The organism is Sporocytophaga myxococcoides DSM 11118 (genome assembly GCF_000426725.1).
Lineage (GTDB): Bacteria > Bacteroidota > Bacteroidia > Cytophagales > Cytophagaceae > Sporocytophaga > Sporocytophaga myxococcoides.
The window spans coordinates 150572-163324 of the sequence record NZ_KE384561.1 but is presented as its reverse complement, the minus strand read 5'-3'; the positions used below and the strand labels follow the sequence as shown (position 1 = coordinate 163324).

Below are 12753 nucleotides of genomic sequence, written 5' to 3'. Positions count from 1 at the left end.
ATGCAAGTGTGTTGAAAACAATACTTTTCCCTAAATGGTTTCTAATATAGGACCAAAATGAAGATGAGATTGATGAAGATGTTGAACAAAGGGAAGTTGATACTATTGTCATTGGCCATTGCCATAGGCTGCAGCAAGGTTCCTGTGACAGGAAGGAAACAATTGGATATTGTTCCTAATTCGCAAGTGCTCGCCCTTGCAAAGTCTGAGTACAATGAGTTTTTAAAAACTAATAAGGTCGTTAATAATACCTCTCAGGCAGAGGAGGTAGAAAAGGTAGGACGGAATATTGCGAATGCTGTAGAGGCTTATCTGAAGAAAGAAAAGCAGACAAAACTGCTTGAAGGTTATAATTGGCAGTTTAATTTGGTGGAAGATCCACAAATCAACGCCTGGTGTATGCCTGGAGGTAAGGTTGTAGTTTTTACTGGTATTATGCCCATCACTCAATCTGAAGCCGGACTTGCGACAGTTATGGGGCATGAGATCGCACACGCTGTTGCAAGGCATGGTAATGAAAGGATGAGCCAAGGGTTAACTGCTCAACTTGGAGGTGTTGCATTGGATGTTGCTTTGAGTAGTAAGCCAGATCAAACCAGGAATTTGTTTATGGCAGCTTATGGAGTTGGAGCGAATGTAGGAATCTTACTTCCCTACAGCCGATTGCAGGAATCAGAAGCTGACCGTATAGGATTGATATTTATGTCAATGGCTGGATATGATCCAGCAGAAGCTATAAACTTTTGGGAAAGGATGGAAAAAGCTAGTCAGGGAGGGGAACCACCGGAATTTCTTTCTACTCACCCAAGTCATAAGACCAGAATTGAAGAACTGAAAAAACAACTTCCTGAAGCGCTTAAATATTATAACCAAGCAGTTAGTAAAAGATAGACTGAATTAATGCCAAAAGCTTCCGTATGGAAGCTTTGGCATTAATTTTAGATTAAATATTTTATTGTTTTAGGTTACAAGCCTTGCAAAAATATACTTTTAGTTCTTCTTCTTTAAAAAGCATAAAGTTAACTTTGTCATAACCGAAAAGGCTGCAGAACCTTTGTGAGTTCATGTCTTTTGCTTTAAGAAAGTAAGATTCAAATTCCTTTTTTTCAAAAAGATCAGGTCTTGTAATTGATATAGCCAGAAAGTTAAATAGCATATCTTCTGAATATTCACCTTTTTGCATAATTGGGAATAAAATTTCAAGTGCCCAGGCTGCACGGCCGTTTTCTGCAAAAAACTTTGCTACAGTAAGCAAATCATCAGAACTTAACTCAGTTGTTTTATAGTATTTTTTAACCAGGTTAATGGCGTCGTCTCTATATTTGAATTTCTTATTGGTAAGAAAATAAGGAGAAATAAGAATTTGAAAGTTGAGGTATAATTTATTGACCAACTTCTTATCAATTTTAGTATTGTAGAGGGCTTTTATATTTTTCATAAAGCCTTCAGGTGACTGAAGATAAGCTGAATCTGCAGCCCAGGCTTTTAAAGAGAGATCGCAGATATTGTATTTGATAAATACATTAGTAGGGTCCAATGCAGAAGTCTGATTTAACTCACCTATATAATCAAATTTTTGACCAAGTTCCTGCCTGAATAGAATCTGGTTGTTGATCAATTGGGCAAATTCTTTTGTCTTAGGAGGATTTAATGAAGTTAATAAATCTGCTGAAAGCTCTTTATTACTAATAGCATCAAATATAGCTGTCTGGAGTGTTGTGGCTACTGCAACATCTTTTTTAGCTAATGCATTCTGGTAATGAATAGCCAGGGAATCTTTATTTCTTGTCAGATCTATCCGTTCAACGATTTTAAGAAACAGAATAGCCTTGCGTTCTCTTGCAAGAAGAAATTCCATAGCTTTGGAAAGACTATCTTTCTGAAGTGCTTCTTTTATCTTTTCTTTACTTAATGTAGTAAGGTAATTGAACGGGGTATTTTTAACATCACGGTAAAACTGGTCCCAGTTTTCCTGAGCTTTTATGACTTTTTTTATGGTATCATTGAGCTGAAAGGACTGCAATACCTGGATGATGCTTTCAGCCCTGCTTTTCTGTAATTCCTGATTTCTTTCAGTGCTACCTTCAATAGATGAATAGGCAAGAACAACAACCTCAGTTATATTATATTTATTTAAATTGAGAGAGTCATAAAATGGTCGGATATCATTTTCTGAATAAACAGACTTGTCTTTCTCAAATGGTATAGTAAATTTTAAATTCTTCTTTTTGGTGATCTCTGATTTTAAAAGGGTATCAACAAAAACCTCGGTAGAAATAATAGATCTGCTGGAAGGAAGCTTGGGATAATCCACGTAATAAGTACACAGGTGATTGTCTTTAATGACTATCAGGTTGCACACATATTCATCGTTCTTTAGTTCCCCTGGAATATCACCAAGGTATGCATACAAGGCATTTGAGGAAGCTTTAGAGTTGGATTTTAAAAGTTCTTTTAACGTAACCGGAACAAGCATGATGCCATCGAAAGCAAAGGATCTGTGTACAATATTTCCGCTTGAGCAAGGGAATTGGCTTCTGAGAACTATATCTACAGAAAAGGAAAATTCACCTTCCGTTTCAGGAAATGTTTTGTTGAAAAGCCCCAGATCACTAAAGGAATAATAAACCTTTCCATTTTCTACGATTATCTTATTCTCTATGTAATCCGGAATTTTATTAAAATCTCCTACACATTTTCCGCATACAACTTCATTAGAAGGCTCTATGCCGAAAGCATTTTCAATATTTATTTTTTTAGAAGGATAAAAGATCTTTTTGTCTTTGGTCTTTATTGACGATGGAAAATTATATGCCATAGGTCCAAAGACCTGAGCTATATAAATACATTTCTTTTCAGGAATAATTCCTATTCCTATTCCTGTGGCAGAAAATTCACGGTTTAAAACGTTCACCGAATTACTGGATGTATTCAGACTAGACCGTACAAAGGCAAATGCAGCGCTTTCGTAGGTGTTTATTTTCATCGGTTCCTTTTCTTTATAAACAGTAAAAGGCCGGTCTGTGTAAATGACATCAACGTTTTCAGCTACTTTCTCATGAGTGCCTTTATAACTTTCAACCCTTTGTTCTACTGTTGCCATAGCAGGATTGTCCTGATTATGAACAAGGTTGTCTACTTTTTTGATGTATTTCGCCTGATTAATGGCAGCAGCTGTTAATATCGAGTCTTTGACAAAAGGGGAGAGGCCAAGAGAATCACGTACCTCATTGAGTTTAAGGTAGATTTTCTGGGTAAGAAGTTTATCGTCAAAATTATTAAAATCAATCGGTGTTTGAGCAAATAGTCCTCTGAAAGAAAGTAATAATATTAAAAATGAAAAAGTGATCAGTCTCATATTTTACCTCAAACCTTATATGCTTTTACTAAACTTTGTGATTAAATTTTCTAAGTTTTATTTCTGTAAGTTTCTTCTTGGTGCTTAAAGCAAAGTCGCCTTTCATCATCCAATCATAGTATGAAGGGTCTTTTTGCAAGACATCTGTAACCTTCATGTTCTTATATTTCCCAAAGTTAAATACTTCCTCACCTTTGTCATTAAGAACCATTCGACCGGCAAGATCTACAAATTGAGAAGCTGTCAGGTCATGCAGTGCATTCATGTCGTTTTTAACAGGAATGAATTCTTTGCCATCACCATCTTTAATTGTGCAGCCTTCATATTTTAAAATCTGAGCTTTAAGTACTTCGAAAGTGGCAATTGTATCGGCTTCAGCACTATGAGCACCTTCAAGATCTTTATTGCAATAGTACTTATATGCGGCAGAAAGGTTACGTGGTTCCATTAAATGATAGATTCTTTGTGCATCTACCATCTTTCTATTGGTAATATCGAAATCAACCCCAGCTCTTAAAAACTCCTCTACAAGAACAGGAACATCAAAACGAAGGATATTAAACCCGGCAAGGTCACAGCCCTGAAGCATTGAGGCAAACTGAGCCGCTACACTTTTAAAGGTAGGTTTATCTTTTACATCTTCATCATATATACCATGAATGAGGCTGGATTCCAGAGGTATAGGTATTGTGGGGTTTATTCTGGTGGTTTTAATGATCTGCTCATTATTAGGCATTACCTTTAGTACTGATATTTCGACTATTCTGTCGTTGGTAATGTTTGTACCTGTTGTTTCAAGGTCAAAAAAAGCGAGAGGTTTTTTTAGATTTAGCCCCATTGATGTTTTACTGAAAATTGATAACTGGTTCTGATTTTCCACAGTGAAAACTGAAGTTAATGATTCCTCTTTCAGTAAATAACCATGTTAAATATTTGACTAAAATAATAAAGCAATTGAAAGTTTCCAATTGCTTTATTATTAAAATTATTGCTTTACTATCTCTTTGGCTAGTTTCTTCAGATCAAAGCCTCCAAAGTTTCCTGAGCTCATTAGTAAGAGGTTTTTACCTTTCCAATTGGTGTTTAAGATAAATTCCTTTAATGATTGATTTTCAGTGAATACTTTTAACTTTTCATTATTAAAAGCTTTAATTACATCTTCAGGTGAAATTGGATCAAGCTTTTTATGTTCAAGTGTTTGAGGATTAAAGTATACAACAGGTAAGTCCGCCGACTTAAATGTGTCTTTGTATTGTCCTAAAAACTCCTTGTTTAAGGAACTGAAAGTATGCAATTCTAGAATAGCTACCAGTTCGTTATCAGGGAATTGCTTTTTCACAGCTGCAGTTGAAGCCTTTAGCTTGGACGGTGCATGAGCAAAGTCTTTAAATACAGTAGTATCATTTGTTTTTTCAAGCACTTCCAATCTGTCTGCTGCCCCTTTAAAACTTTGAATAGCTTCATAGAACATATCGTCTGTTATTCCAAGTTTAGAAAGCACTGTTTTCGCTCCACTTAGATTGCGCATGTTATGCTTTCCGAAAACCTGCACCGGAATTTTTTTATTATGATCCAGCAAATAAGTCTGACCATTGATAATATCATGCTTATGAGCAGTATATGCTATTCCTTGAACGTCTTCTCTTTCTTTTCTGCAGATTACAGAAACAAGATCGTCATTCTCACAGAAAATCAATGTAGCCCCTTTAGGAGATGAATTAGCAAAAAGATCAAACTGCTTAACATATTCATCATATGTAGGATATACGTTAATGTGGTCCCACGCTATTCCGCTCATTAAGCCTATATGATGATGGTAATGAAGGAATTTAGGAGTTTTATCAATTGATGAAGATAAATACTCGTCACCTTCAATAATAATAATAGGAGCGTCATCAGTTAATTTTACCATCAGATCAAATCCTTCAATCTGAGCTCCAACCAGATAGTCGAACTTCCTGTTGAAGTGTTTCAGAACGTGAAGAATTATGGAAGTAATGGTGGTTTTACCATGGCTTCCTGCTATCACTATTCTCTGTTTGTCTATCGACTGCTGGTAAACATATTCAGGATAGGAATAGATTTTTAATCCAAGTTCCTGAGCTTTTATTAATTCGGGATTGTCCTTGCTTGCATGCATGCCAAGAATGACAGCATCTAATTCAGTAGAAATTTTTTCAGGAAACCAGCCAATTTTTTCAGGAAGTATTCCTGCTTTTTCAAGTCTGGTTCTGGAAGGTTCAAAAATTTCATCATCTGATCCTGTTACTATTAAACCTTTTTGATGCAAAGCGAGGGCGAGATTATGCATTGCGCTGCCTCCGATTGCAATAAAATGGACTTTTTGCCTTTTGGGGTTCATCAATTCCTGTTTTGGGACTGCAAAATTAAAATAAATTAAGAGAGCAACAAACTGTTCTACGGAATATGACTTTTCCTGTGAATAACTATGAGGATAATTTAATGGAAAATAAAATTGCTCTAGCCCTGAAGTTTTACTGACTTATTATATTTTTGTTGACAATATGGATTCAGAAAAATCGGTAAGAAAACCTTCAGGTAAGAGTAAATTAACACAAACTGGTCTTATTCAGTCATTAGGGAAGATGCCTCCTCAGGCATCAGAACTCGAACAGGCTGTTTTAGGGGCGTTAATGATTGAAAAGGAAGCCTTAACCATTGTAATAGATATTTTAAAGCCAGAAAGCTTTTACCACGAAAAACATCAGAAAATATATGCCTGTATATTGGAACTTTTTGATGAATCTGAACCGGTTGATATTTTAACAGTTACCCAAAAGCTTAGAACCAAGGGGGAACTGGAATTTGCAGGTGGAGCATATTATGTAACTGAACTAACTACGCGGGTCAGTTCTGCTGCCAATATTGAAACCCATGCCCGTATCATTTCTGAACAGGCTATAAAAAGAGAGCTTATTTCCATAGCTTCTGAAATACAAAGAGAAGCTTTTGAAGATACTACAGACGTTTTTGAATTACTGAATAGAACAGAACAGGCTCTTTATCAGGTTTCTGAAGCTAATATCAGGAAAAACTATGCTGAAATGAGGGCTATTTTGAGAGAAGCCCTAGATGAGCTTGTTTCAAGAAGAAATCAGGAAAATGCACTTACCGGAGTACCAAGTGGATTTACAGATCTTGACAGAATTACATCAGGTTGGCAAAAAAGTGACCTTATCATCCTGGCTGCCCGTCCTGGTATGGGTAAAACGGCATTCGTAGTATCAGCAATGAGAAATGCTGCAGTTGATTTTAAGAAGGGGGTTGCAATTTTTTCTCTTGAGATGTCTGCTGTTCAGTTGGTTAATAGGTTGATTTCTGCTGAAGCAGAGCTAGATAGCGAAAAAATTAAAAAGGGAAATCTGGAAGAATATGAGTGGCAGCAGTTGCATCATAAAATCAGAAAATTGGATTCTGCCCCTATATTTATAGATGATACTCCAGGTCTTTCAATCAGAGAGCTTCGTACTAAATGTCGAAGGTTGAAAGCAAAGAACGATATCCAAATGGTTATCATAGACTACCTTCAGCTTATGACCGCTGAGGGCGGAAAAGGCGGGCCGGGAAACAGGGAGCAGGAAATTTCGCAGATATCTAGGGCTTTGAAAAACCTTGCAAAAGAAATAAGTGTACCTGTAATTGCACTTTCTCAGCTAAGCCGGGCCGTGGAAACCAGAGGGGGAGATAAGAAGCCTCAGCTATCAGACTTAAGGGAATCCGGAGCTATTGAGCAGGATGCTGATATGGTGGTATTCCTTTATCGTCCTGAATACTATAAGATTGATGAGGATGAGATGGGTAATTCATTAAAAGGTATGGGAGAGGTAATTATCGCCAAGCACAGAAACGGTAGTCTTGATAGTGTTTTTCTTAAGTTTATTGGGAAATACACCAAATTTGCCGATCTTGAAAAATCGTCATTCGGAGGCGGAGGTGGCGGAGGTTCCAGTCCTATTGAAGATAATTACAATCCTAATAACTTTGATGCCGGAGGAGCGAAGACTTTCAGTAGTAAAATTAATGACTTCGGAAAACAAAACAGCCAGGAAGGTGGTAATGACGATGATTCGGTTCCTTTTTAAATAATAATACAAGGTCCATGAAATTTATATCCCATCAGGAAATAAACCCCGTCATTTGTGGATATTACATTCACCCGTTGGACCTTCAAATTCCAAAAGATAAAGAGTTGTTTGTTAAAATTATTAAATGTCTCTTCAAGCCGGGCGATGAAATTTATTTCATCGCATATGGAAGAGAAAATAAGGATTTTGACTTTGATTTAATTCGGGAGCAATTCTACGAATTTGGAGATATTAAAGAAGTGGAGCTGGAAAGGGTGGACGATATAGCTTGTTTGTGCAGGATTCCTTATGAAAAAGAAAGGCATCGTTTAATTTTTGCGCTTTGGTCATTTTTTAAATCACTTCGTTTTTTTAATCCATTGCCAGATCTGGATTGGAATACATTTTCCTCTTATGACTGCAATTTATTTGAATCAGATCCTGAAGGTAGAAAAATGTTTGCTTTTAACTTTATGAATTATCTTTGCATTAAAGGCTCGGGTGGCGAAAGTTTGATGATCAATTATAAAAAGGAATATGCTCTTCCTGATATCCATCAATTAATAGGAATTTGAATTTACGATACTTACAATAGCCTTCATTAATTTACTTTAGAATTTGGTTATCTTAGCCAATATTATAAATTTAATATTTTTCATTTTCTGAATCATGTACTCAAACAAGGAACTTTCACAAAAACTTAAAGCCAATCTTCCTCGGACGAATTTTATTGACACATTGAAGATTGCCTATAGGCCATACATCTGTCCTTTCGATGAATTATTAATGTTAATTGAAAAAGATAAGAAAGTCTTTGATATAGGATGTGGATCAGGAATGTTTTTGACCCTTGTAGCTGAATATAATAGTCCTTCAAAAATTGGGGGAATCGAAATTGCTGAAGGGTTAGTCAAAAACGCTATTGATCTTTTAAAGCCCTATAAAGTGCCATTCTTTATAAGTAAATTCGATGGAATAAACTTACCGGAAGAGATTAGGGAGTATGATTATATATTTTTGATTGATGTATTTCATCATGTACCAAAGGCAAACCAGAGGGAGTTTGTGAAAAGGATTTATAATATGATGAAGCCAGGAGCTAAACTTATTTTCAAAGATATTGATGCTTCAAAAAAAGTTCTGGTTTTGTTTAATAAACTTCATGATCTGGTTCTTTCAAAGGAAATTGGAAATGAGATAGGAGCTGCTGAAGCCAAAAGCCTTCTTGAAACTAATGGATTTAAAATCAAAAGCTCGAAATATATTAGAACATTGTGGTATCCTCACTATTTAATCATTTCCGAAAAATAAACCGTTTCTTTATAAGATTTCAATTTAAGGCATTGCTACTCCTTCTTTGTATAAGAAGAAATCTGTTGCATAAGATAAGAATAGAGTTCCTTTATTTCTGAAGGTGCATCCTTGCTGCCGCTTCCCCATACATATCTGTATGTTTTGCCATCTTTCTCAATTTCTACAAAATGAAAAAGATTTCCAGGTTTATTATATTTTAATGATTCAACCTTTACTTTTTTAAGCTCTTTATTAATACTCTTAATATCATTTTTATTCAGTGTCCCGATTTTTTCCTGAGACTTACTCTCATGAAAGCCTTCTGTGGAGTAGATTTCACCATCTTCAGTAAAGCCATAAGTTTTTTCCATACCAGTAAATCCGCCGCCACTGCCAAATTCCACTGAGTTATACATTAGCTTTTTTGAACCTGAACAGGCAAATGAGCAAAGTAAAAGCGAGGAAATTATAATTCTGGTAAATGTCATAACTAACAATCGATTTTTAAAAATTTAAAATTCTGGTTAAAAATAAAAAATGCCTGATTAAACAGGCATTAAAATTACTTATATTTTTTCTTGAATTGCTTTTCTTGTTTAGCGAGCTTACTTTTTTTCTTTTCAAGCTTTATTTGTTCGCTATACATTTCATCCTGGTTTCTTAGTTTTTTACGCTCTCTTTTCAGTTTCTTAACTTCTTTTCCAGGACCAGCAAGGCTGATGTGATTGTCAGCAGCCATAAGTGAAGATGCAGAAGATAGAGAAATCATTGCAGCTGCCGCCATTACAAACAGTTTTTTCATAGCTTTTAATTTTTGATGAATAATCATTAATTGTTGGATACTAGACTAAACCGGCAATCAAAAAAAATAGTTCATCTCTGAAATTTCTGTTGGCAGGTTACTCTTTTGTTCGGTGATATTTTTATCTATCTTTGCAGAATATTCGGGGTGTAGCGCAGCCTGGTAGCGTACTTGTATGGGGTGCAAGGGGTCGTGGGTTCAAATCCCGCCACCCCGACGAATAACCACCTGAATAAGGTGGTTTACTTTTTTTATAGAAATTAGGGAGGTGTGTCTGCCCAATTGGAAATATTTTAATGGACTGGGAGGACTTGATTTTTCAATGTTAAGAAATGCTTCAAAAATGAAGAAATCATAATTGTTATATATACTTTAATGAAACCTTTATATTAAAAAAACATGAAAAACTTCCTTGTATTACTCGTATTGTCTTTAAGTTTCACCTCATGCAAAAAGGATAAGTCTGATTCTGTACCTCAACCTCAAGTTACCTATGAAGAACTTCTTGCTGGCAAAGTCCATAATTATTGGGATATTTCAAAAATAACTGTGGATGGTCAAGAAGATGATGTTAACTGGGCATGTATGAAAGACAATGTTTGGGTATTCAATAGAAATGCGGAGTTTTTGGAACTGTGTATAGGCCTTAAATGTGAATCTCTCGAACTTCCTAGCTATAGAGGGGCATGGAATTTTAGTTCTGATAAAAAAGTTCTTAATGTAACAGAAGATAATTGGAGTTATAGTTACAAATTAATAAAGTTAACTGATTCGGAATTGATAGTTTCTTATTATGACGACGACAAGCACTTGATAGAATTTACATTAAACAAGATTGAATCACAAAGTAATTAATATATAATCACAGAAAATTATTCTTATAGTTATAATTAATAAAATTTACTGATTCTGAATTGATATTTTCTTATTATGTGGATCAGACTTTGGTAGAAATTACGTTTGAAAAGAAAGAATAAAAAAAAAACAATATTTTCACCGAATCAAATTTCTCCCGACACGAATATTATTGAGGTGAGCCGGTCATTTTAGTCCGGCTATTTTTTTAATCTTCTGAAATTTCATCCAGAAACTGATTGTACGCAGATCTCAATTCCTGATTAGCTTTCATATCTTTTGCTTTGAGGGTAATTTCCAAACCTTTTTTATAAACCTCTTCAGCCTTTTCAAGTTGTCCTAATTTAAAGAATAGGTTTGCCGCATGATAATAAGTGCCTGTGTAATCTTCATAATTATTCAGAAGAATGGAAAAATAATCCACTGATTTTTGAACATCACTTTTGAGGTACTCTGTCGCTAATGCATATATGGTAAATGGATCGTTTGGGTCTTCCTTATAATATTGCAAGAGTAATTCAAGTCTTGAATTATTCATTAATTTTTATTTTTATTAGTGAAATATGTAACTTCATCGCAAATTTATAGTTTATTAGAAGGAATTAAACATATTTTTATGAAGATATTAGTTTGTATCAGTAACGTTCCGGACACCACCTCCAAAATCTCATTCACAGATAACAATACAAAATTAAATACTTCCGGTATCCAATTTATAATTGGACCATATGATGAATATGCGCTTTCAAGAGCTATTGAGCTGAAGGAAGCTGCCGGAGGAACTGTTACAGTATTGAATGTTGGTGAAGCCGATACAGAGCCTACTATAAGAAAAGCTTTGGCAATAGGAGCAGACGATGCCATCAGGATTAATGCATTTCCTAAAGATGCATTCTATGTTGCAAGTCAGATAGCTGCAGTTGCTAAATCTGAAAATTACGATTTAATACTGATGGGCAGAGAATCTATTGATTATAACAGTGGTCTTGTTCACGGTATCGTAGGAGAGTTGCTTGGAATTCCTTCTGTATCTCCAGTTATGAAGCTGGACATAGAAGGTGGAAAGGCTGTAATGTCCAGGGAAATTGAAGGGGGAAAAGAAATTGTTGAAGCCTCTCTTCCTTTGGTTGCTGGTTGCCAGGAGCCTATCGCAGAATGGAAAATTCCAAATATGAGAGGTATTATGTCTGCAAGAACGAAACCATTGAAAGTTGTTGAACCTGCTGATATAACTGATAACATAAAGTTGCTGAATTATGAATTGCCCGCTCCTAAAGGTGCTTGCAAAATGATTGATGCATCAACTCCTGAAAAGCTTTTTGATTTGCTAAAAAACGAAGCGAAAGTTCTTTAATTAATTAATCTAATTTTTAAATCATTAACTAAATTTATATATGTCAGTTTTAGTTTTTGTAGAAGGTGCTGGTGGAGAGATAAAAAAATCTTCTCTTGAGGCTGTAGGTTACGCTTCGGCGCTTGCCAAAAAAATCAATACTCAGGCTGTTGCATTAGTCATTGGAAAATATTCCGATGATCAAATAAATTCTCTGGGTAAATACGGTGCATCAAAGGTATTATCTTGTAAAAACGATAAGCTTTCTCAGCCCTTACCAATGCCTTATGCTTCTGTCATAGCTGAAGCAGCAAAAAAGGAAAATGCTGATACGATCATCCTTTCAAGATCTTCTGTAGTAGATGCTATTGCTTCGAGGTTAGCGCTCAAGCTTGGAGCAGGGATTGTAACTAATGTAGTTGATCTTCCTGACCTTTCTTCCGGATTTAAAGTTAAAAAATCTATTTATACAGGTAAAGCATTTGCTTTCTATGATTTAACATCACCTAAGAAAGTAATAACCATATCGAAAAACGCATTTTCAGCAGTAGAGGGCAATGGCTCTGCTACAGTTGAGGCTTTTGATCCTCAATTATCTGATAGCGATTATAAAGTACAGATTAAGGAAACTCAAAAGGCAACCGGTGATGTTTTATTAACTGAAGCTGATATAGTTGTATCCGGTGGCAGAGGCTTGAAAGGTCCTGAAAACTGGAATCTGGTAATAGACCTTGCAAAAGCTTTGGGAGCGGCAACAGGCTGTTCTAAACCAGTATCTGATCTTGATTGGAGACCTCACCATGAACATGTTGGTCAAACAGGTGTAAAGGTAAGTCCAAATTTGTATATTGCATTAGGAATCTCGGGAGCAATTCAGCATCTTGCAGGTGTGAATTCCTCAAAAGTGATCGTCGTGGTTAACAAAGATCCTGAAGCGCCGTTTTTTAAAGCAGCAGATTATGGTATTGTTGGCGATGTTTTCGAGGTAGTGCCTAAATTAATTGAAGCTGCCAAGGCATTAAAATAA

13 protein-coding genes and 1 tRNA gene are annotated in these 12753 nt (G+C 35.5%); 8 read left to right on the top strand and 6 right to left on the bottom strand.

The window, feature by feature from the left end:
* The first annotated feature begins 57 nt into the window (after positions 1-57).
* Entirely contained in the window at positions 58-891 is an 834-nt protein-coding gene (locus tag K350_RS0124710) for a M48 family metallopeptidase (RefSeq protein WP_245598697.1), read from the top strand.
* Positions 892-952: 61 nt separating this feature from the next.
* Here the strand turns inward: K350_RS0124710 and K350_RS0124705 are convergent, their stop codons facing one another.
* The 3 genes from K350_RS0124705 to K350_RS0124695 all read right to left on the bottom strand — a co-directional run bounded on the left by K350_RS0124705 (position 953) and on the right by K350_RS0124695 (position 5720).
* Positions 953-3358, bottom strand: coding sequence for a CAP domain-containing protein (locus K350_RS0124705; RefSeq protein WP_028982202.1), 2406 nt, complete (start codon positions 3356-3358; stop codon positions 953-955).
* Positions 3359-3386: 28 nt separating this feature from the next.
* The gene (locus tag K350_RS0124700) at positions 3387-4196 is read right to left on the bottom strand and encodes a 3'-5' exonuclease (RefSeq protein WP_037577240.1); all 810 of its coding nucleotides are present in this window, start codon (positions 4194-4196) and stop codon (positions 3387-3389) included.
* Between the two features lie 147 nt (positions 4197-4343).
* Entirely contained in the window at positions 4344-5720 is a 1377-nt protein-coding gene (locus tag K350_RS0124695; protein ID WP_028982200.1) for a UDP-N-acetylmuramate--L-alanine ligase, read from the bottom strand.
* A 163-nt stretch (positions 5721-5883) separates the two neighbouring features.
* Here K350_RS0124695 and dnaB point away from each other — a divergent pair, with 163 nt between their 5' ends.
* The 3 genes from dnaB to K350_RS0124680 all read left to right on the top strand — a co-directional run bounded on the left by dnaB (position 5884) and on the right by K350_RS0124680 (position 8754).
* The gene (gene dnaB, locus K350_RS0124690) at positions 5884-7461 is read left to right on the top strand and encodes a replicative DNA helicase (protein ID WP_028982199.1); all 1578 of its coding nucleotides are present in this window, start codon (positions 5884-5886) and stop codon (positions 7459-7461) included.
* A 17-nt stretch (positions 7462-7478) separates the two neighbouring features.
* Positions 7479-8018 carry a hypothetical protein gene (locus tag K350_RS0124685; protein ID WP_028982198.1) on the top strand — a complete coding sequence of 180 codons (540 nt, stop codon included), beginning with the start codon at positions 7479-7481 and terminating at the stop codon, positions 8016-8018.
* Positions 8019-8112: 94 nt separating this feature from the next.
* Positions 8113-8754 carry a class I SAM-dependent methyltransferase gene (locus tag K350_RS0124680; RefSeq protein WP_028982197.1) on the top strand — a complete coding sequence of 214 codons (642 nt, stop codon included), beginning with the start codon at positions 8113-8115 and terminating at the stop codon, positions 8752-8754.
* Between the two features lie 35 nt (positions 8755-8789).
* On the opposite strand, the gene K350_RS0124675 is transcribed toward K350_RS0124680, so the two are convergent.
* Both K350_RS0124675 and K350_RS0124670 read right to left on the bottom strand, forming a co-directional pair.
* Entirely contained in the window at positions 8790-9152 is a 363-nt protein-coding gene (locus K350_RS0124675) for a hypothetical protein (RefSeq protein ID WP_162144209.1), read from the bottom strand.
* Between the two features lie 146 nt (positions 9153-9298).
* Positions 9299-9538 (bottom strand): hypothetical protein, encoded by a 240-nt coding sequence (locus K350_RS0124670; RefSeq protein WP_156027190.1) that lies wholly within the window; start codon positions 9536-9538, stop codon positions 9299-9301.
* Positions 9539-9681: 143 nt separating this feature from the next.
* Between K350_RS0124670 and K350_RS0124665 the strand changes: the two genes are divergently transcribed.
* Positions 9682-9755 (top strand) — tRNA-Pro (locus K350_RS0124665).
* Between the two features lie 182 nt (positions 9756-9937).
* Positions 9938-10393, top strand: a complete 456-nt coding sequence (locus tag K350_RS0124660; protein ID WP_028982194.1) for a lipocalin family protein — start codon at positions 9938-9940, stop codon at positions 10391-10393.
* A 208-nt stretch (positions 10394-10601) separates the two neighbouring features.
* On the opposite strand, the gene K350_RS0124655 is transcribed toward K350_RS0124660, so the two are convergent.
* Positions 10602-10931, bottom strand: coding sequence for a tetratricopeptide repeat protein (locus K350_RS0124655; protein WP_028982193.1), 330 nt, complete (start codon positions 10929-10931; stop codon positions 10602-10604).
* A gap of 78 nt (positions 10932-11009) precedes the next feature.
* Here K350_RS0124655 and K350_RS0124650 point away from each other — a divergent pair, with 78 nt between their 5' ends.
* Together K350_RS0124650 and K350_RS0124645 are read left to right on the top strand one after the other, a co-directional pair.
* Positions 11010-11747 carry an electron transfer flavoprotein subunit beta/FixA family protein gene (locus K350_RS0124650; protein WP_028982192.1) on the top strand — a complete coding sequence of 246 codons (738 nt, stop codon included), beginning with the start codon at positions 11010-11012 and terminating at the stop codon, positions 11745-11747.
* A gap of 40 nt (positions 11748-11787) precedes the next feature.
* On the top strand, positions 11788-12753 hold the full coding sequence (locus K350_RS0124645; RefSeq protein WP_028982191.1) for an electron transfer flavoprotein subunit alpha/FixB family protein: 966 nt from the start codon (positions 11788-11790) through the stop codon (positions 12751-12753).

Excerpts from the sequence above, each read along its gene's own strand:
- K350_RS0124695 (WP_028982200.1), bottom strand. The coding sequence starts at position 5,720 with ATGAACCCCAAAAGGCAAAAAGTCCATTTTATTGCAATCGGAGGCAGC.
- K350_RS0124675 (WP_162144209.1), bottom strand. The coding sequence starts at position 9,152 with ATGTATAACTCAGTGGAATTTGGCAGTGGCGGCGGATTTACTGGTATG.
- K350_RS0124685 (WP_028982198.1), top strand. The coding sequence starts at position 7,479 with ATGAAATTTATATCCCATCAGGAAATAAACCCCGTCATTTGTGGATAT.
- K350_RS0124650 (WP_028982192.1), top strand. The coding sequence starts at position 11,010 with ATGAAGATATTAGTTTGTATCAGTAACGTTCCGGACACCACCTCCAAA.
- dnaB (WP_028982199.1), top strand. The coding sequence starts at position 5,884 with ATGGATTCAGAAAAATCGGTAAGAAAACCTTCAGGTAAGAGTAAATTA.
- K350_RS0124645 (WP_028982191.1), top strand. The coding sequence starts at position 11,788 with ATGTCAGTTTTAGTTTTTGTAGAAGGTGCTGGTGGAGAGATAAAAAAA.
- K350_RS0124660 (WP_028982194.1), top strand. The coding sequence starts at position 9,938 with ATGAAAAACTTCCTTGTATTACTCGTATTGTCTTTAAGTTTCACCTCA.
- K350_RS0124700 (WP_037577240.1), bottom strand. The coding sequence starts at position 4,196 with ATGGGGCTAAATCTAAAAAAACCTCTCGCTTTTTTTGACCTTGAAACA.
- K350_RS0124670 (WP_156027190.1), bottom strand. The coding sequence starts at position 9,538 with ATGAAAAAACTGTTTGTAATGGCGGCAGCTGCAATGATTTCTCTATCT.
- K350_RS0124710 (WP_245598697.1), top strand. The coding sequence starts at position 58 with ATGAAGATGAGATTGATGAAGATGTTGAACAAAGGGAAGTTGATACTA.
- K350_RS0124705 (WP_028982202.1), bottom strand. The coding sequence starts at position 3,358 with ATGAGACTGATCACTTTTTCATTTTTAATATTATTACTTTCTTTCAGA.
- K350_RS0124655 (WP_028982193.1), bottom strand. The coding sequence starts at position 10,931 with ATGAATAATTCAAGACTTGAATTACTCTTGCAATATTATAAGGAAGAC.
- K350_RS0124680 (WP_028982197.1), top strand. The coding sequence starts at position 8,113 with ATGTACTCAAACAAGGAACTTTCACAAAAACTTAAAGCCAATCTTCCT.